Consider the following 19132-nt stretch of genomic DNA (forward strand, 5'->3'; position numbering starts at 1 on the left):
ACGATGAACAACGGCTGACAAGCAGATAAAAAAGACATTCATGATTTGAATAAAATCGTGAATGTCTTTTCTTATTGACTAGGGTTTTGTCCCAGCCTCTTTTTATTTTTATGTAATTATCAATGATTCATTCCTGCTCATTGTTAAGTCAAAATTTTCTCGTTAAAACATCTATTTTTTATTTCATATTATTTTTTTCTAAAATATTCCTGTATAATATGTGAAAAGAAATATTTTAGAAGGAGGAAATCGTGTGGAACACATTAAAACCTTTGCTTCACAAACCTTAGAAAGTAGGCTAGGTACATTAATTTTAGAAGGTCCTATGTCTTATGAAGCGCTAGAAGACATGTCGCTACACCCCGGATTAAAAGCATTTCGTCCCGCTGAGCAGCAATTTAAAGCATTACTTAATATCGCAAAAATGCCTGAAGGAAGAATCATTGTAGCACGTCTCGACAACTTAATTGTTGGCTATGTAACGATTTTATATCCTGATCCTTTAGAGCGTTGGTCCGAGGCTAAAATGCCTGATTTAATAGAGCTTGGAGCTATTGAAGTAATAGCAGAATGTCGTGGTTCAGGTGTTGGTAAAGCACTTGTACGTCTTAGCATGAGCGATGATTCTTTAGAAGATTTTATCGTAATTACGACCGAATACTATTGGCATTGGGATTTAAAAAGTACGGGGTTAAGTGTCTGGGATTATCGTAAAATGATGGAGAAAATGATGAACACTGGTGGCTTAATTGAATATACAACAGATGACCCTGAAATTACTGCACATCCCGCCAATTGCTTAATGGCACGTATCGGCAATCGTGTACCTCAAGAAAGCATTGAAGCATTTGACCGTATTCGTTTTTACAATCGTTATCGCACTTCATAAATAAGGAGGGTTTTTTATGCTTGTGGAAAACTTGATGATTCAAAAAGTATATACACTCAAACCTACTCAAACATTATTTGATGCAGAAGAATTAATGCGTAATCGTCGTATTCGGCATATTCCTATTGTCGATAATCTGAACCATTTAGTTGGACTTATTACTGAGCAAGATTTAAAACGTGCAATGCCGTCTTCTCTTTTAACAACTGAACGCAATTCTCTAAATAATCGATTGATTGAAGAATTCATGGTCACAGAAGTATTAGTTGGCCATCCATTAGATTTTGTTGAAGAAACAGCTTTATTATTTTTTGAAGAGCGCATTGGCTGTTTACCCATTGTTTCACATGGTGAACTTGTTGGAATTTTGACAGACACCGATATTTTATATAACTATATCGAGTTAACAGGAGCCCATAAGCCAAGCTCACAAATTGAATTACGTACAGCGGACCAAATTGGGGTTTTAAGCCAGATAACGACTATCTGTGCAAATCATCGCGCTAGCATTATTAGTTTACTTGTATACCCTGATGCAAATGATTCATCAAAAAAAATCATTTCAATTCGCGTAAAAAGCATTAGTCCTCAAGCCATTATTGAAGATATGCGCAAGGAAGGATTTGAATTATTATGGCCAAATTTACCGACCATGTAGCACATGAAAATGCAGTTTTCATCTATTCTCCATCCCAATTAACGTATAAATTTTCAGATGAGCACCCATTCAACCAAAAACGCCTAGAATTAACGATGGATTTACTTACACAAATTGGTGCACTAAACGCACAGCAAATTGTTCCTCCACGTACTACAACGGATGAAGAATTATTGCTTGCGTTAGATGCGGATTACATAGATATTGTCAAACGCGCGGGTCATGGATATGTAACAAATGCAGAAGGTGAACCTTTTGGTATCGGTACAGAAGATACTCCTATTTTTCCTAATATGCATGAAGCAAGCGCTAGTATTGTGGCTGCTACGCTAACAGCTTGTGATTATGTTATGCAAGGAAAAGCACAACATGCGGTTAATTTAGGCGGTGGTCTTCACCACGGCTTCAAAAACAAAGCGTCTGGTTTTTGTATTTACAATGATAGCTCAATTGCAATCCGTTATATGCAAAAAAAATACGGTGCACGTGTGTTATATGTCGATACAGATGCACATCATGGGGATGGTGTACAATTTAGCTTTTACGATGATCCAGATGCTTGCACATTTTCGATTCATGAAACAGGTCGCTATCTTTTTCCAGGGACTGGGTCAATTACTGAACGTGGTACTGGGGAAGCCTATGGGACCTCTTTTAATATTCCAATCGATGCTTTTACAGAAGATGACTCTTTTCTGTATTGTTATAAAGAAGCGATGGAGGAAATCGTTGCAGATTTCAGACCAGATATTATTTTGACCCAAAATGGTGCAGATGCACATCACTTTGATCCATTAACTCATTTATCTTGTACAATGAAAATTTATCAAGAAATTCCTCGCATAGCACATGATTTAGCACACAAATACTGTAATGGTCGATGGGTTGCTGTAGGTGGTGGAGGCTATGATATTTGGCGTGTCGTTCCTAGAGCTTGGTCTTATGTATGGACGGAGATGAGTGACTTTGAGCAGCCACATGGTCCATTACCAGAAAAATGGTTAACACGTTGGCAGGCTGAATCTCCAGTAACCTTAATTCCGACTTGGGATGATCCATCTCCACTGTTTGAAGCCATTCCAAGACGAGCTGAGATTACAGAAAAAAATGCACAAACACTTGAAAAAGCACTTTATACATTGCGTCATAAAATATAAAAAAGAGGAAGCGCTTAAACGCTTCCTCTTTTTTTATGCATTTTATTAGCGTGTGGAATTACGAGATTCCATACGATATGGCAACATAACTTGCTTATCTTCAATATCTTCTTTGTTCATAATTTTTGTTAGTAAACGCATTGATACTGCACCAATATCATATAAAGGTAATACAACACTTGAAAGTTGTGGGCGTACCATACGAGCTAATTTAGAATTTTCAAAGCTACATACTTCGATATCTATTGGCACTATTTTTTCATCATCCTGTGCTGCATGAATCACACCAATAGCTGGTTCGTCACTTCCTACAAAATAAGCGGTTGCAGGCTGTGCTAGTTTCGATACATGATTATACACTTTCATACCTTGATCGTATGTTAAAACATCGTCAAAAATCAGCGCCTCATCAATTGGAATTCCCGCTTCTTCTAAAGCTTTCACATAGCCTTGGTATTTATATTTCTTATTAATTGTCGCATTAAACGAACCTGAAATAAATGCAATACGCTCATTGCCATTTTCAATCAATTGTTTTACAGCCTCATAAGTAGCTTCTGTATAATCAATATTAACCGATGGTAAATGATTTGATTCATCAATTGAACCAGCTAATACGATTGGTACTGGCGAATGCCCCATTTTATCAGCTAATGGGTCCGTTACACGTTCTGTCATCATCACAATACCATCAACTTGCTTACCATACATATTATCAAGTAATGTTAATTCTTTCTCTTCATTTAAATCCGAATTCGATAAAATGATATTATAACGATACATTGTTGCAACATCTTCAATCCCACGCGCTAATTCAGCATAGAAAATATTTGAGATGTCTGGAATAATGACCCCAACAGTAGTTGTTTTCTTACTTGCTAATCCTCGCGCTACAGCATTTGGACGATATTCTAAGCGTTCAATGACTTCCAATACTTTTTTACGCGTAGATGGTTTGACGTTTGGATTGCCGTTGACAACTCGAGATACGGTTGCCATTGATACGTTTGCCTCACGTGCTACATCATAAATAGTTACGGTCACAATCATGACCCTCCTTTTAACTTATATACCTTAATAATAAACTATTATGAAAGCGGTTTTCAATAAAAGAAAAGTGACGATTCATCGAAATGAATCGCCACCCCATAAATAGTAGTCTATTATGCTTTTAATTCGTATTGTTTCATGAATACTTGTAATGAATCGTAGAACTTATCAAATGTTGGAATATCCATTTGTTGTTGTGAATCAGAAAGTGCTACTGCTGGATCTGGATGTACTTCTGCCATCACACCATCTGCTCCAATTGCGATTGCTGCTTTTGCACATGGCAACAATAAGTCACGACGACCTGTAGAGTGAACAACGTCTACAAATACAGGTAGATGTGTTTCTTGTTTAAGAATTGGAACAGCTGAAATATCAAGTGTATTACGCGTCGCTTTTTCATACGTACGAATACCACGTTCACAAAGAATGATTTGGTCATTACCTTTAGACATAATGTATTCAGCTGCATGAATGAATTCATCAATTGTTGCTGCAAGACCACGTTTTAATAATACTGGTTTATTTGTTTCACCAGCTGCTTTTAATAATTCGAAGTTTTGCATATTACGTGCACCAATTTGGATAACATCCACGTATTCTAAGGCTTCATCTAAATGAGATGGCGTTACAATTTCAGAGATGATACCTAAACCATGTTTTTGACCAACATCTTTTAAGATTTTTAAGCCTTCAAGACCTAAACCTTGGAAGTCGTATGGTGATGTACGCGGTTTGTAAGCACCGCCTCGCATTAATTTTAAGCCTTTTCCTGCTACAGCTGCTGCCACAGCTTCTGTTTGCTCATAAGACTCTACTGCACAAGGGCCAAATACAAATGATGGAAGACCTTCACCAATTGGTTCACCGTTAACTGTAACAATTGTATCTTCTGGCTTACTTTTACGTGATACCAATAATTTTTTCTTTTGATTGTTTTCTTGTAATTTTAAAGCTGTTTTGAAGATTTCTTTGAACAGGTGGTTCACTGTTCCTTGTGAAAGTGGGCCTTTGTTATTTTCTTTAATAAGATCTAACATGTGGCGTTCGCGTAAAGGATCAAATCGGTTGACACCTTGCTTCTCTTTTACTTGACCAATTTCTTCTACTACCTCTGCACGTTCATTAATTAAACGTAAAATTTCAAGGTTTAGTTCGTCTACACGGTTGCGTAGGCTTTCTAAATTTTGATGACTCATAACCGTTTTTCCCCCTTCTTCCACATATCAGATACTTTCAGCAAACTGAAATGTGTGTTACATTTTTAGATATTATAGTCAGTATAATCAATTCATTTGAAAATGTCACGTATTTTTTCTTTAACGCTTCAACGCAAAAAAGCATTGTAGTTGAAAAATAAGAAATTTTCTGAATATTAGAGAGGATGTTTGCGTAAACGATGAAAAAAATTTTCGCATTAGACATCGGCACTCGTTCTGTTGTTGGTGTTATTTTAGAAAAAAGGGATGATTCTCATTACTCTATTGCCGATTTATTAATTGAAGAACATAAAGAACGTGCAATGGTCGATGGTCAAATACATAATGTATTGCATGTAGCTGAAGTTATTCAACATATTAAAGTAAAATTGGAAGAAAGTCATGGACCATTAACTCATGTTAATGTTGCCGCTGCCGGGCGTTCATTAAAAACCGAATCTGGTAGCGCATTATTAAACATTAAAAAACATGCAGCTTTAACGGAAGATGATATTCATCGCCTTGAGCTTGCAGCCGTACAAAATGCGCAAGAACAGTTGATTTATCATCAAGACGGAAAGATAGCATCACATTATTATTGTGTAGGGTATTCGGTACTTCATTATTATATTGACGATCAAGAAATCGGCAGTCTCATTGACCAACAAGGTGAAGAAATCAAAATTGAAGTTATCGCTACATTTTTACCTCGCGTCGTTGTTGAATCACTAATTGCATCATTAAAACGAGCTGACTTGACAATTAATGGTTTAACACTTGAACCAATTGCAGCAATCAATGCCCTTATCCCCGCTACAATGCGTCGTCTTAATGTTGCCCTTGTTGATATTGGCGCAGGAACGTCTGATATCGCCATTACAGACGACAATACGGTTGTAGCCTATGGAATGGTGCCTACCGCTGGTGATGAAATTACAGAGGCATTATGCGATCATTATTTGCTCGATTTTCCTGTCGCTGAAAAAATCAAACGTGAGCTACTAACAAAGGATACTGTAAAAATCGCAGATATTTTAGGGTTTGAGCAAATCATTGCAAGCGCGGAAGCTATCGAACATATTAAACCAGCAATTGAAAACCTTGCAGGAAGCATCACAAATGAAATTTTGCACCTAAATAGCAATAGAGCACCTAAAGCGGTGTTATTAGTTGGGGGAGGCTCTCTTACACCACTTTTAGAAAAAGAACTCGCAGAACGCCTGGAGTTGCCCTTAAATCGTGTTGCTGTACGTGGCATCGATGCAATTCCTTTACTAAATACAGATAACACGACGCGTTCACCTGAACTTGTCACACCAATTGGCATTGCGATTGCAGCAGAACATTCACCAATTAAATATGTAACTGTAATGGTCAATGGACAAACGGTCCGACTATTTGAAGTGAAAGAGATGACTGTAGCAGATGCGCTATTAGCTGCAAATGTACAAGCTAAGAAATTATATGGTAAACCCGGTCTTGGCTTAGCTGTAACAGTTAATGGCCAACAAATTCTTATTCCTGGTGAACTAGGTAGTCCAACGACGATTTTAGTTAATGGTAAGATTGCTTCGATGAAGCATCCAATTCAAAATGGTGACATATTAGAACTTCGTGAAGGAGAAAACGGTGCAGTGGGCCATGCTTCACTAAATGAATTAATTGAGACTACTCCCCCGCTAACAATTACAGCATTTGATGAAATATACGAACTACAGTCAACGATTCGTGTAAATAACAATATAATGACAAACTTGCACTATAGCGTGCAAGATGGCGATGTGATTACGTGTACACCGCTACAAACGATTGAAGATGCACTAAATACGATTGATAAATCATCCGTTCTAGAACAGGTTCAGCCATTCAAACTTATCATAGATCATCAATCAATTGAATTTCCAGCGTTGTCTGATGAACTACTTTTAAATGGCATTCCTGCGAAAAAACAATATCCGATTCAAGATGGCGATGTGCTAACGCTCAAACCACATACGAATCCAACAGTCGATTTTATTTCACAACATGTCCATCTTACGCTATACAATACGATTCATGTACGCTTTCAAGGAGAAGAGCTAATGCTTTCTAAACCGATTATTGATGTGCTTGTAAATCGAGAGCCAGCCAATGCGCAGACCATTTTAACTTCTGGTGATAGTCTACAATTTATTACACTTGACCAAAGCGGTTGGCATTATAATGATATTTTCCGTTTTTCAGATTGGCAATTACCTATTGCCTTTAAAGGAACTTTCAACATTTTACGCAATGGTGAAGCTGTAAACTTCGATGCCCCTATTTTCGGTGGCGATACATTAGCAATTGAATTGATCCCTACCGTTTAATCATAATAAAAAGCAGGAATCAATTTGGGATTCCTGCTTTTTTAGTATCAAAATAATTATTCTTTTGGTGGCAATTGCTTTTCAGGATTTACAAATACGCTATCCTCAAATGCCTTTTCCTCATCTTCAACTTCCGTCACTGTACGATCTAAAATTTCTTCGATTGGCTCTTCGCCTTCTGAAGAAACCGTTCCATCATCAAGTGGCGGTGTTGTTTGAGATTTTAACGATTTCGCTTTATCTACAACTTTAGCTGATTGCTCTTGAACCTTTTGAGAAAGATCTGTTGCTTTTTCTTTTACAGTTGTTGAGTAATTAGCACTTTTTTCTTTTAAGCTACTTGCTTGTGTAGATACATCTTGACGTAATTCTTTTCCGGCTTTTGGTGCTAACAGTAATGCGGCAGCAGCGCCAAGAATACCACCTACTAAGGCGCCAATAACAAAATCTTTCCCGTTCACACTACTAGAATCTTCATAAAGCTCTCCCGCATTTGCATACGGCTGTGGTAAGTACTGATTTTTTACTTCGTTATAATTCGGCTTTTCTGCTGTCATGCTATGCATCCCCCTTAAAATTACTTACGTTTAAATAATGACTTTTTAGGTTTTGTTGCTGCTGGATATTCATCGACAACAACATTTGCTTGTTTATCTTCTTTTAATTTAGAGCGAATACCCATTAATGCGCTGCTCCATTGTACAACTTGACCAATTTGGTCGCTGTTTTTAGCTACATTATTTTCGATAGAAGAAGTGACCGCTTGAACTGTACTATTTAAACCTTGTACTGAATCACCAAAGCCTTTAACCGCACCAACTAAAGAATTTAATTGTTGCGATTTTCCTTGAACATCTTCCGCTAATGTATTCGTTTTTTCTAATAATAATGTTGTTTCTCTTGTGATACCTTGCATTTGACCTTCGATGCCTTCCATTGTTGTAGAAATGCTTTTCAACGTTGGATTAAGTGCTTTCAATGTCATTGCTAATGAAATACAAAGAATAAGCACGGCAATAGCGAAGATTGCTGCTGCGATGTATAAAATAATAATCACAAAAATCCCTCCTCTGTCTTAACATATTTTCCCACAAATAAATGTAGAATAAACCTGTACTCTTTACATTCTACAAACATTTTGGATTTCCTGCCACTAATATTAGTATTTCAGGAAAACGCTTTTTAAAAATCGTTTGCATTACACAGTTAAAAAAGCACTTGTTTAGATTATTGCCGAAAATAAAAAGGAGCAAACATTAAATAGTTGCTCCTTTCAAAATTATTTTTGTAATAGCTCTTCAAATACTTTTTGATATTTATTAATATCGCCAGCACCCATGAATAAGAATACTGCTTTTTCATGTTTCGCGAGTTCTTCAATATTATCCATATGCAAGATGTGATGTTCGTTCACTAAATCAGCAAGGTCATTAATTGTTAAATTCCCTGCTTTTTCACGTGCAGAACCAAAGATATCACATAGGTATACACAATCTGCAAGATTTAATGCATCTGCAAAATCTTTTAAGAATGCTTGTGTACGTGAAAATGTATGTGGTTGGAATACTGCAAGTAATTCACGATCAGGATATTTTTGACGTGCCGATTGAATTGTTGCTTTAATTTCTGTTGGGTGATGTGCATAGTCATCGACTAAAATTTGATCACCAATTTTTGTTTCTGTGAAGCGACGTTTTACACCTTCATATGTGTGTAAACGTGCTTGAACAGTGTCTGTTGGAATTCCTTCGTAATGACATAAAGAAATAACTGCTAATGTATTTAAGACATGGTGGTCACCAAACATTGGAATCGTAAATGTGCTATAAAATTCATTACGAACGAAAACATCAAATGTTGTGCCTTCTGTTGATTTTTGAACATTACGTGCTTCAAAATCATTATCTGCACCAAATCCATAATAGATAACTGGTACATTCGCTTGAATACGCTGAAGATTTTTATCATCGCCCCATGCAATGATAGCTTTTTTGACTTGCAGTGCCATCTGTTGGAATGCTGAGAATACGTCTTCAATATCTGAATAATAATCAGGATGATCAAAGTCAATATTTGTCATGACTGCGTAATCTGGGTGGTATGCAAGGAAGTGACGACGATATTCACATGCTTCCATAACAAAGTTTTGTGCATCTGCTGCACCGCCGCCAGTACCATCACCAATTAAATAAGATGTTGGTTGATCTCCAGCAAGTACATGTGCCATTAAACCTGTTGTAGAGGTTTTACCATGTGCACCTGTGATTGCTACAGACGTATATTTTTCTAAGTATTCACCTAAGAATTTATGATAACGTACAACTTCGACACCTATTTCCCGTGCACGCACAAGTTCAGGGTGTTCGTCAGGAAACGCATTTCCTGCGATAACAGTCATACCTTCTTTAATATTAGCTGCATCAAACGGTAAAATTGTAATACCACGTGCACGCAAAGGATCCTCTGTAAAGAAATGTTTGTCGATATCTGAACCTTGTACTTGTTCACCTGAGTCAAATAAAATTTGAGCTAGTGAACTCATGCCAGATCCTTTAATACCTGTAAAGTGATAAAATGTCATATTTGATTGAAACCTCCCGGAAAAGTTCCCTTCCCCTTCAATTAATAAACTGCTGGCCTATAGTTAGGTCGCTTCCTGCAAAAGTGCAAGCAAGCCCTCTCGTTTGAAAAAGTTGTCATGCATAGTTAGGCCTACATTCATTGCCCGATTCTTTGTCATTCAAAACATTAAATATTATAGCACGAATTAATGTTTTTAAGTACAAAACGTTTTTCAATATAAACTATTTTCATTTTTCATAAAGATTAACCAAATAATTCGAATACATCGCTCTCTGTCAAGAAGACATCTCGCTTCTTATTACCTTTACGTGATTCCGAAATGTAATTCATTTGCTCAAGCGAATCAATCATACGTGCCGCTCGGTTATAACCGATATTAAAATGACTTTGAATAGATGATGTCGATGTTTGCCCTTGCTCCACAATATGACGACATACCGCTTCAAATAGGTCATCCTGTTTTTCTAAACGATCCGCCTTCTTCACTAATTCTTCTGGTTCAAAAAGGAAGCGTGGTTCGCCTAGAGAACGCACATAATCCGTTACATCTTCAATTTCTTCATCTGTTACGAACGTTCCTTGTAAACGAGTTGGATTGTTTGTACCGCTTGCTAAGTACAGCATGTCACCACGTCCTAATAAACGTTCAGCGCCTTGCGAATCCAAAATAGTTCTCGAATCAATATTTGAAGCAACCGCAAAGGCAATTCGTGTTGGAATATTCGATTTGATTAACCCGGTAATTACATCCACAGATGGACGTTGTGTCGCCACAACTAAATGGATACCACAGGCGCGTGCTTTTTGCGTTAAGCGACAAATGGCATCTTCAACATCTTGTGGCGCTTGCATCATTAAATCGGCTAATTCATCAATAACGATGACAATATACGGCATTTTTTGTGCAAACGCTCGTTTATGTTCCATCATTTCATTATAGCGTGAGATATGGCGAACACGGTGTTCATGGAGTAGCTCATAACGGCGTTCCATTTCTTCTACAGCCCAACTTAGCGCTGCAGTCGCTGCCTTCACATCCGTAATTACTGGACTCACTAAATGCGGTATATCTTCATAAACTGCTAGTTCTACCATTTTCGGATCGATTAACATCAATTTTACATCTTGTGGACTAGCTTTCAAGAGTAAACTAATAATAATGGAATTAATACATACAGATTTACCAGATCCGGTTGAACCTGCAATTAATCCATGTGGCATATCTGCTAAATCAAAAGTCACAGGTTGACCAGTTAAATCTAAACCTAATGCAACTTCGAGCGGCGCATTTGATTGTAAGAATTGCTCTGTCTCTGTAATTTCTGATAAGCGTACAGGACGCTTCACTTCATTAGGAATTTCAATCCCTACTAAACTTTTTCCTGGAATCGGTGCTTCGATACGAATATCATGTGCTGCTAATTCTAATTTTAAGTTATCTGCTAAATTTGTAATTTTTGTTAACTTTACACCATGACCAACTTTCAACTGAAATTGCGTAACAGTAGGACCCTGTGTTACATTTTCGATTTCTGCTTCAATTTGGAAATCTTTCAGTGCCTGCACTAATTTTTCGGCCTGCATATCCATCCAAACCTTATCTTCACGTTGTTCAACTGGTGGATTTAAAAAACTCATCGCATGCAATGTATCTGGTTTCACATAAACTTCTGGTTTTTCTTCCATCACAAGTTGAACGGCTCCCATTGAAGGAGCTGTCCCCTTCACATTATTCAAATCTTCAATAATTGTTGAGACCGTTTCTTTCTCGTTTGTAAGTGGTTCTTGTACTGGCTGCTCTGTACAAAGGGTGTCTTCTATTTGCGTGACTGTGGAGGGATACACCTCATTAGTAGAAGTATCTACTTCTTTTTTATATGAATTAAGCGTAACAGTCGGGCGCAACGGAGAAGCTGGAATCAACTTTTCAAGTTCCTTTGCCTTTTCTCCTCGGCGCATTTTTTTCTTTTCAGAAGGTAATAATACAACGTTAAATGGACGAGCCTTTTCTACATGGTTTAAAAAGCTTTCTGGAACGGTTTCATCCGCTTCTTCTAACATAAGTGTTGCCTCTGTTTCTTCAATAACTGCTTCGACCTGTTCACTTGGTGCAATTTCTTCAATTGTTTCAGCTAATTCTTTAATAGCCTCAACCACAGGTAGCTCTTCTACTTCACGCTCTGTTACAGTAAGTTCTTCTTCGATTGCTTGTTCTAAAGATGGTATTTGACCACCTGTTACAGGTTGTTCAATGCCTTGCTCCATTAATTCCATTGCCTGTTCTAATGTTTGTTGAGGCGCCTCTAGAATTTCTTCAACGACTTCTTCAGGTTCAACAATAACTGGTGATTGTTGTTCTGTAATCGTAGGCTCCTTTTCTATCATTACTTCATCTACTTTTTTTGGTTCATTATACTCATTTTGTTGCTCTGAAATCGGTGTTGAAACAATCTTGATATTTTCTACATCTTTACTAATCGGCTCTGCAATATCCATAACTGTTTTTTCTTCTGCATGACGAAGTTCTACCTGATTCAAAATATCTTCAGAAGATTTTATTTCAACTGGCTTTTTATCGTTAATCGTACGTACCAATTCACGTTGCGCTTCAATATGCTCAACTGTCACAATTGGACGTTTTGGTGGCTCTTGGAAACCATAAATAGGTGACGGTACATCCATTGGCTCGAATTTTTTCTTCACAGGTTCTTCTTCGCTAAATGTTTGTTTCGGTGCTACATACAATTCACGTGGAGGTGTCTGTTCCTGTTGACGTACTTGTGGTTGTTGCTGCACAGGGTGCGGACGAGATTTTGGTTTTTGTTCTATATGAGCGACATGTTGTACTCTGGGCTTTCTTACTTCCGGCGCTACCCCTGTTTCTGTAAATGGGTTATATCGCTCTCTACTAATACGTTTCACAGTTCTTATTAATCCTTGTGGTTGTTGACCAAATGGTGAAAAATCTGCAGGTGGCTTTTGATAAACAGGCTCCTGAACTGGCATTGCTTGCTCTTGGAAAAATGGGCTTTGTGTTTCCGGCATATCATACACATCTGCATAGACATCCTCTAACGGTGGTTGTTGCTGTGATTTTTTTTCCTTCTGGAAATCTACAGCTGTTTCCGGCATATCATATGTTTGATAAGCTTGTTCTACTTGTGGCTCTTCATAATACTCATAGGGTTGCTCATCTATATAGTCACGACGATCCTCGTAATATTCTTGCTGTTCTTCACTATCATCTTTCTTAAAGAGTTTTTTAAAGAAACTCATGTCAATCACTCACTTCCAATTGAATTCCCTTCATTTTACCAATAATAAATACACAGGTGCAATGAACACCCTAATATTCAGCGTAAAATGGCTATTTTCACAATATGTATTTAGCCCCTAGGACTTATTTATTTTAATCTACTTTGTCAAAATTTAAAAAAACCGTGCACAAGGCACGGTTTCATTACTTTATAAGTCCACTGCATCTTACGTTTTTATGCGTGGAAAGGTGCGCCCACTTCTGCATTATCATCTAAAACAAGAATACCACGTACTTGTGGAGCATTCGGAATGGCTAATTCACGTGCCGAACACATCATACCGTAAGATTCAACTCCACGTAATTTTGATTCAACAATAACTGTACCAGAAGGCATAACAGCACCAATTTTTGCGACAACAACTTTTTGACCTTGTGCAACGTTTGGTGCGCCACAAACAATTTGTAGTGGAGCTTCTTCATCAACTTGCACTTGGCAAATGTGTAATTTGTCTGCATCTGGATGGTCTGCGATTTCTAACACATGGCCCACAATAAATTTTGGTGTTAAATCAACATCTAAATCAAGTGTTGCACCGCATTTTGTAAGTGCTGCTTTTAAAGTGTCAACAAATTCCTCTGATAACTCTACGTTGCCGCTCACACCATCTAAATTCATATATGCTGAAGCATTAAATAAGTTAAATGCTTTTACTTCTCCTGTAGCACCTTCTTTTACAAAAACAACATCTTCGTGACGTTCAAGTTCAACTTGTACGACTGGTTCTGTTGTTAATTGTACTAATAAAGTGTCGCCAACATGTGGCTTATTGTAAGATACGATCATTTTTTATCCTCTTCCTGTTTTCGATTCTTTGCCATAATGAAGATTGGCTCTAATTTTCCGTCCTCATAAATAAATGATAATGACGTAATTGGTACTGTTCCAATCGAGAAGAAATGCATCGTCATTTGAGCGAGCACATCATAACCCGTTGGATTTTGAATATCAGCAATAATTAAAACGTCTTGATGGGGTACTGCTACCGCCATCTCCCCTTTTATTTTACCACGCATTTCACGTAAAAAGGATTCATTTAATAAACGACTTGCATCATAACCATCATTTTCATTCAAAAAATAGAATGTATTGCCAGCTACTTCATCTTTTTTGACCTTTGTAGAAAGTTCACGAGCTTTAAAACGTGCTGCTTCTTTCATCTGTGCCTCATCTAAATGAAGTTTTTTGAGCATATCCGTATCAATTAAACGATAGGTACGACCTAAATCTAACGCATAATAAACAGTTGTTTCTGCTGTATGCTCCGATGTAATAAAATCAAAACCTTCTTTTGATTTTTTCGGAAATGAGCCAGAACGAATTACTGGATAAATCGCCGCGGTATTTTGAAAACCTTGTTGTTCCTGTGCCATCGCTTTAAATGTTTCATCGATTGTATAAACAACCTCATCAACAGCTTTATTTCCGCGCTCTTCATACTTTGCTAACGTGTCACCAAGCGTCATATCTAGGCCCTTGCCTAATACTTTATGCTCGATGCGTAATTTATTTGTTTTTTCATCTAACGACCAAGTGTACCTCTCTTCACCTAAGCGTTGTTTTAAAATTTGGATGAGTTCGTTTGCTTTCACGTCATCAGTCCTTTTCTATTGTTTCGTTAAAAATGCTTCAATTTCAGATTGCGTTTTGCGGTCTTTTGAGACAAAACGACCTGTCTCTGCACCATGGTCAAATGCTAAAAAGCTTGGAATACCGAAAATATCATTGTCTACACATAAATCAATATAGTCATCGCGGTCAACATAGACGAATTGAATTGGTGAAAATTTTGATTCTACTTCAGGCATAAATGGTTCGATAAAGCGACAGTCTGGACACCAATTTGCCGAAAAGACGAACACAACTTTTTCATTGCTTTTTAATTGTTCAAATTGCTCAATTGACTGTAATTTTTCCATTTCTCATTCTCCTTTAAATGCGTGCAGTTATTTACCTTTTCTAGTTTAATCGTAACATTAATCATTCGCAAAGAAAGTGCTTAGTTCTTTTCAAAATACAGATATTGACCAAGTAATAATGTTAGGATATGTTCAAACATCGCCTGGCGGTCGACATAGCCATTTGTAAATACACCGATGGCACCAGAATGTTCTCTTGTATTTACTTGCTGCGCATAGTCGTCCATAACAGGTCCTAGTTCGCGACCTTTTTGAATTTCTAGTGCAATTTCTTTTGGTAACGGGATTTGTGCGCCAGCAGCAGTGTACACTTGGCCTGTTTTCGTTGCTAGTGCTGCCCAGTTGCATAAATACATTACGCCATCTAACATCTTGACGCCACCCTCTAAACCAAAACCAAATTGCGCATCTGTTACCGTTAGTGTTGCTTTTGCACGATTCATAGCACCTTGACGTGTTTCCTCATCAGACATTGGTTGCTCGGAAACATCCGAATTTACACTTACCGCTTCAAATACGATTGCTTTCTTTATGTACATTTTCACAACTTTTTGTACTGCCTGTGTTTTTGCACGATTTTTCGTTCCAATTGCAATTTTCACTGTCATTCCTCCACATAAAAATACCGACTTTATCCTAGAACAAAGTCGGAATGTATTTAAACGTTTATTTACCTAAAATTGTTTTTAATGTTGATGCATCTGCTGCGCGTACTAAGGCAACAATTAACTCTTTTGCTGCATCAATATCATCTGTATTAATAATCGATGCATGTGAGTGAATGTAACGTGAGCAAATCCCGATAACGGAACTTGGAACACCATCATTTGAAATGTGTATATTCCCTGCATCCGTACCACCTGGCGATACAAAGTATTGATATGGAATATTATTAGATTCAGCTGTATCTAAAATGAATTCACGCATTCCTTTATGTGTTACCATTGTGCGGTCAAAAATGCGTAATAATGGTCCTTTACCTAGCTGACCAAATTGCGTTTTATCTCCTGTTGCATCATTTGCCGGACTCGCATCTAATGCAAAGAATAAATCTGGTTTAATCATATTTGCCGAAACTTTCGCACCGCGAAGTCCTACTTCTTCCATCACGTTTGCTCCAGCGTATAATGTATTCGGTAATTTTTCACCGTGTACTTCTTTCATTAATTCTAATGCTAAGCCACAACCATAACGATTATCCCAAGCTTTTGCCATGACTTTTTTTGGGTTCGCCATCACTTGGAATTTACTATCTGGAATAATGGATTGTCCTGGAATAATTCCCATCGACAAGGCATCTTCACGATCATCTGCACCAATATCAATTAACATATTTTTAATTTCCATCGGTTTATTACGTTGTTCTGCTGATAATAAATGGGGTGGAACAGAGGCGATAACGCCTGGAATTGTTCCATTATTTGTGTAGACAAGCACGCGTTGTGCAAGCATCACCTGGTTTGACCAGCCACCTAATGTTTGAAAACGAATCATGCCGTTCTCTGTAATTTGTGTCACCATAAAGGCTACTTCATCCATATGCCCTGCGACTAAAATTTTAGGCGCACCCTCTTCACCATGTTTTACCCCAAAAATACCGCCTAGATTATCTTGAACAATTTCATCTGAATATTGTTCAAGATATGTACGCATGTAAGCACGTACCGCATGTTCATTTCCTGGAGCCCCCGGTAATTCAGTTAATGTTTTAAACATCTCTAATGTTTGTTGATTCAACGGAAATTCCTCCCCTTTATATGTGAAATTCGCTATCATACATTTCTATTGTAGCTTTCTATGACTTGAATTGCTACATTACTATTTCGTTTCTCGTGATAATTCCAAACTTTTCTAAAAATGAATTATAATTCACCACTCTCCCTGTTTTCTATTTACACTTCTTTTCATTCGTGTGATACACTATACATATAGTTAAATTAAGGGGGAAAACCAATGAAATTACGTGACTTTTTAATCGGCGTTGCAACTGGTGTTGCCGCTGCATACGTGCTTAAAGAAGCTTCTACACGTGTAAATCCAAATCGCAATCCTAACTCTGTTCTTGAAGATATTAAAAATCAATTCAAGCAAGAAGGTCCAATTGACGGTTCTTGGATTTACATGCAACCAGAAACGTTCAAAAAAGAAAACATTTCAATCCCTGTTTACAAAGGCGGCATCTCTCGCGTAGAAGATGGCGAACAAGTAAACTTCGAATTCGCTGCTGATGCAAAAAGCGGTGCAATCGTTGACCTAGTACGCGTTTAATCGCTACATAAAAAGGAATCGTGCTGTTCGCACGATTCCTTTTTTTATTTACTAAATTCCATAGTCACTATGTGTTACCGGCACTTCTTCTAACACTTCTTTCCCTGTCGTATCCCATTTGATGACACGATGGAAGTTATCATGATAGAACGATACATAGTAACCACGTTCTAAAATTTCTTTTGTTAAGCGTTCTTTTGCAAAAACAGATGTCATTGGATAATCATCATACGCCATTACCCATAATGGATTTTGGTGAGCAGTCGTTGCTAAAATATCACCCATATGAATTAACGTATCACCTTGTTGTTCAAAGCGAATCACAGCATGTCCATCACTATGACCACCTGTATGCTCCATTGTAATGCCTGGTACTACTTCAAATGAATCCTTAAATGTCTTCACCTGGTTTTGAATCGGCTCCCAATTTTCGCGCCAATAGGTTGCTTTCGAACGAATATTAGGACTACAAAGCTCATTCCATTCTACATCTGACACATAAATGGTGGCATTTTCAAATACAGGGACAAGCACGTCACCCTCATAGCGCGTTAAACCACTTGCATGGTCAAAATGCATATGTGTCATCAAAATAACATCAATATCAGCGGTTGTCAATCCAAGCATATGTAAACTTTCTTCAATATGCGATTCACGTGTTACACCATAATTACGCTTTTGCTTATCATTTAATTTTCCACTACCGATACCAGAATCAACTAAATAGTTCGTATCCCCATACTGTACTAAAATTGGATGTGTTGGTAACGGAATTTGATTATGATCATTTACTTCATATTTCCTTGTCCATAATGGTTTAGGAACAACCCCAAACATTGCTCCCCCATCAAGCCATGTCATTCCTCCATCAAGCCATGTAAAGCTCATATCGTGAAATTGGAATTTATCCATATCTATGTCCCCCTTTGTCAAAAATACAGTTTAATCGTAACATATTCGTTCATAAAATAGAATATATTTACATTTTTTAAAACAAAAAACTACCTAATATATCTTTTTTTCATCAACAAAAAAAGCAGATGATGCGACATTTTGCACACCACCTGCTTTTTGTGAAGAACTCGCTTATTTTTCTGTCATAAATTGTGCTTCTAAACGATAAATCGGTTGGCCTTTTGAAGAGAATTTTTCTTCATATTCAGTCATGATATTATCTTCAACATCATCATTGTGTAAATCTAATGACACTAATTTTAGTTTCATACCATAATCTGTTAAGCTCATTAATGAGAATTCAAATAAGCCACGGTTATCTGTTTTGAAGTGAATTTCACCGTTATCAACTAATACTTTTTCATATAAGCTTAAGAAGTTTGCATGTGTTAAACGACGTTTTGCATGGCGTGTTTTTGGCCATGGATCAGAAAAGTTTAAATAAACTTGGCTCACGTCACCTTTTGCAAAATATTCTTCTAACTTAGAACCATTCACATTTAATAAGCGTAAATTTTCAGGTTGTCCAGCTTCTACTGCTTTTTTTGCAGCGATTACAATGACACTATCAAATAATTCAATTCCGATATAATTAATGTTTGGATTTGCTTTCGCCATTCCAGTAATAAATTGCCCTTTACCCGTACCTACTTCAATGTGTAATGGATTATCATTACCGAATAATTCATTCCAACGACCCTTATAATCTTCTGGATTTGACACGACTAAATCTGGATGTTCATTTAAATAGTCTTCTGCCCAAGGTTTGTTACGTAATCTCAACGTTCTT

18 protein-coding genes are annotated in these 19132 nt (G+C 37.3%); 5 read left to right on the plus strand and 13 right to left on the minus strand.

Translation table 11 applies throughout. The annotated features are described in order from the left end of the window. Nucleotides 1-253 precede the first annotated feature (253 nt). From ACFSY7_RS13830 to ACFSY7_RS13840, 3 genes are read left to right on the plus strand one after another with little or no spacing between them, the layout of a single operon-like run. On the plus strand, nucleotides 254-889 hold the full coding sequence (locus ACFSY7_RS13830; RefSeq protein WP_139992655.1) for a GNAT family N-acetyltransferase: 636 nt from the start codon (nucleotides 254-256) through the stop codon (nucleotides 887-889). A gap of 16 nt (nucleotides 890-905) precedes the next feature. Then, nucleotides 906-1547, plus strand: coding sequence for a CBS and ACT domain-containing protein (locus ACFSY7_RS13835; protein ID WP_126989050.1), 642 nt, complete (start codon nucleotides 906-908; stop codon nucleotides 1545-1547). After that, complete coding sequence (locus ACFSY7_RS13840; RefSeq protein WP_380148233.1) at nucleotides 1523-2704, plus strand: acetoin utilization protein AcuC; 1182 nt, start codon at nucleotides 1523-1525, stop codon at nucleotides 2702-2704. Before ACFSY7_RS13835 ends, ACFSY7_RS13840 begins: the two co-directional genes overlap by 25 nt. A gap of 45 nt (nucleotides 2705-2749) precedes the next feature. On the opposite strand, the gene ccpA is transcribed toward ACFSY7_RS13840, so the two are convergent. Together ccpA and ACFSY7_RS13850 are read right to left on the minus strand one after the other, a co-directional pair. Beyond that, a complete protein-coding gene (gene ccpA, locus ACFSY7_RS13845; RefSeq protein WP_126988987.1) occupies nucleotides 2750-3748 on the minus strand; it encodes a catabolite control protein A in 999 nt (332 codons plus the stop codon). A 119-nt stretch (nucleotides 3749-3867) separates the two neighbouring features. Continuing rightward, a complete protein-coding gene (locus ACFSY7_RS13850) occupies nucleotides 3868-4953 on the minus strand; it encodes a bifunctional 3-deoxy-7-phosphoheptulonate synthase/chorismate mutase (RefSeq protein WP_126988988.1) in 1086 nt (361 codons plus the stop codon). A 200-nt stretch (nucleotides 4954-5153) separates the two neighbouring features. On the opposite strand from ACFSY7_RS13850, the gene ACFSY7_RS13855 reads away from it, so the two are divergent. Further along, on the plus strand, nucleotides 5154-7301 hold the full coding sequence (locus ACFSY7_RS13855; protein WP_139992661.1) for a cell division protein FtsA: 2148 nt from the start codon (nucleotides 5154-5156) through the stop codon (nucleotides 7299-7301). A 56-nt stretch (nucleotides 7302-7357) separates the two neighbouring features. Here ACFSY7_RS13855 and ACFSY7_RS13860 read toward each other — a convergent pair whose 3' ends face one another. The 9 genes from ACFSY7_RS13860 to ACFSY7_RS13900 all read right to left on the minus strand — a co-directional run bounded on the left by ACFSY7_RS13860 (nucleotide 7358) and on the right by ACFSY7_RS13900 (nucleotide 16857). Further along, nucleotides 7358-7858 (minus strand): YtxH domain-containing protein, encoded by a 501-nt coding sequence (locus tag ACFSY7_RS13860; protein ID WP_380148234.1) that lies wholly within the window; start codon nucleotides 7856-7858, stop codon nucleotides 7358-7360. Between the two features lie 20 nt (nucleotides 7859-7878). Then, the gene (locus ACFSY7_RS13865; protein WP_126988991.1) at nucleotides 7879-8358 is read right to left on the minus strand and encodes a DUF948 domain-containing protein; all 480 of its coding nucleotides are present in this window, start codon (nucleotides 8356-8358) and stop codon (nucleotides 7879-7881) included. 222 nt (nucleotides 8359-8580) lie between these two features. After that, nucleotides 8581-9882, minus strand: a complete 1302-nt coding sequence (gene murC, locus ACFSY7_RS13870) for a UDP-N-acetylmuramate--L-alanine ligase (protein WP_380148235.1) — start codon at nucleotides 9880-9882, stop codon at nucleotides 8581-8583. 245 nt (nucleotides 9883-10127) lie between these two features. After that, on the minus strand, nucleotides 10128-13160 hold the full coding sequence (locus ACFSY7_RS13875; RefSeq protein WP_380148236.1) for a DNA translocase FtsK: 3033 nt from the start codon (nucleotides 13158-13160) through the stop codon (nucleotides 10128-10130). Nucleotides 13161-13375: 215 nt separating this feature from the next. Further along, a complete protein-coding gene (ytpR, locus tag ACFSY7_RS13880) occupies nucleotides 13376-13987 on the minus strand; it encodes a YtpR family tRNA-binding protein (protein WP_126988993.1) in 612 nt (203 codons plus the stop codon). After that, nucleotides 13984-14793, minus strand: a complete 810-nt coding sequence (locus ACFSY7_RS13885) for a DUF1444 family protein (RefSeq protein ID WP_126988994.1) — start codon at nucleotides 14791-14793, stop codon at nucleotides 13984-13986. Before ACFSY7_RS13885 ends, ytpR begins: the two co-directional genes overlap by 4 nt. A 15-nt stretch (nucleotides 14794-14808) precedes the next feature. Further along, complete coding sequence (locus ACFSY7_RS13890) at nucleotides 14809-15120, minus strand: thioredoxin family protein (RefSeq protein ID WP_380148237.1); 312 nt, start codon at nucleotides 15118-15120, stop codon at nucleotides 14809-14811. Nucleotides 15121-15200: 80 nt separating this feature from the next. Continuing rightward, nucleotides 15201-15722: a DUF84 family protein gene (locus ACFSY7_RS13895; protein ID WP_126988996.1), complete on the minus strand. Its 522-nt coding sequence runs from the start codon at nucleotides 15720-15722 to the stop codon at nucleotides 15201-15203. Nucleotides 15723-15786: 64 nt separating this feature from the next. Continuing rightward, nucleotides 15787-16857 carry a M42 family metallopeptidase gene (locus tag ACFSY7_RS13900; protein ID WP_380148238.1) on the minus strand — a complete coding sequence of 357 codons (1071 nt, stop codon included), beginning with the start codon at nucleotides 16855-16857 and terminating at the stop codon, nucleotides 15787-15789. A gap of 216 nt (nucleotides 16858-17073) precedes the next feature. Between ACFSY7_RS13900 and ACFSY7_RS13905 the strand changes: the two genes are divergently transcribed. Then, nucleotides 17074-17388, plus strand: a complete 315-nt coding sequence (locus tag ACFSY7_RS13905) for a hypothetical protein (RefSeq protein WP_126988998.1) — start codon at nucleotides 17074-17076, stop codon at nucleotides 17386-17388. Between the two features lie 51 nt (nucleotides 17389-17439). Here ACFSY7_RS13905 and ACFSY7_RS13910 read toward each other — a convergent pair whose 3' ends face one another. Together ACFSY7_RS13910 and trmB are read right to left on the minus strand one after the other, a co-directional pair. Further along, nucleotides 17440-18300, minus strand: coding sequence for a YtnP family quorum-quenching lactonase (locus tag ACFSY7_RS13910; RefSeq protein WP_380148239.1), 861 nt, complete (start codon nucleotides 18298-18300; stop codon nucleotides 17440-17442). A 174-nt stretch (nucleotides 18301-18474) separates the two neighbouring features. Further along, nucleotides 18475-19125 (minus strand): tRNA (guanosine(46)-N7)-methyltransferase TrmB, encoded by a 651-nt coding sequence (gene trmB / locus ACFSY7_RS13915; protein WP_139992668.1) that lies wholly within the window; start codon nucleotides 19123-19125, stop codon nucleotides 18475-18477. Nucleotides 19126-19132 lie beyond the last annotated feature (7 nt).

It is taken from the genome of Kurthia populi, from assembly GCF_042686175.1.
Taxonomy (GTDB): Bacteria; Bacillota; Bacilli; order Bacillales_A; family Planococcaceae; genus Kurthia; species Kurthia populi.

What these genes read in the sequence shown, in the direction of transcription:
- ACFSY7_RS13840 (WP_380148233.1), top strand. Translation starts at nt 1,523, where the DNA reads ATGGCCAAATTTACCGACCATGTAGCACATGAAAATGCAGTTTTCATC.
- murC (WP_380148235.1), bottom strand. Translation starts at nt 9,882, where the DNA reads ATGACATTTTATCACTTTACAGGTATTAAAGGATCTGGCATGAGTTCA.
- ACFSY7_RS13910 (WP_380148239.1), bottom strand. Translation starts at nt 18,300, where the DNA reads ATGGATAAATTCCAATTTCACGATATGAGCTTTACATGGCTTGATGGA.
- ACFSY7_RS13855 (WP_139992661.1), top strand. Translation starts at nt 5,154, where the DNA reads ATGAAAAAAATTTTCGCATTAGACATCGGCACTCGTTCTGTTGTTGGT.
- ytpR (WP_126988993.1), bottom strand. Translation starts at nt 13,987, where the DNA reads ATGATCGTATCTTACAATAAGCCACATGTTGGCGACACTTTATTAGTA.
- ACFSY7_RS13850 (WP_126988988.1), bottom strand. Translation starts at nt 4,953, where the DNA reads ATGAGTCATCAAAATTTAGAAAGCCTACGCAACCGTGTAGACGAACTA.
- ACFSY7_RS13835 (WP_126989050.1), top strand. Translation starts at nt 906, where the DNA reads ATGCTTGTGGAAAACTTGATGATTCAAAAAGTATATACACTCAAACCT.
- ACFSY7_RS13890 (WP_380148237.1), bottom strand. Translation starts at nt 15,120, where the DNA reads ATGGAAAAATTACAGTCAATTGAGCAATTTGAACAATTAAAAAGCAAT.
- ACFSY7_RS13905 (WP_126988998.1), top strand. Translation starts at nt 17,074, where the DNA reads ATGAAATTACGTGACTTTTTAATCGGCGTTGCAACTGGTGTTGCCGCT.
- ACFSY7_RS13860 (WP_380148234.1), bottom strand. Translation starts at nt 7,858, where the DNA reads ATGACAGCAGAAAAGCCGAATTATAACGAAGTAAAAAATCAGTACTTA.
- ACFSY7_RS13875 (WP_380148236.1), bottom strand. Translation starts at nt 13,160, where the DNA reads ATGAGTTTCTTTAAAAAACTCTTTAAGAAAGATGATAGTGAAGAACAG.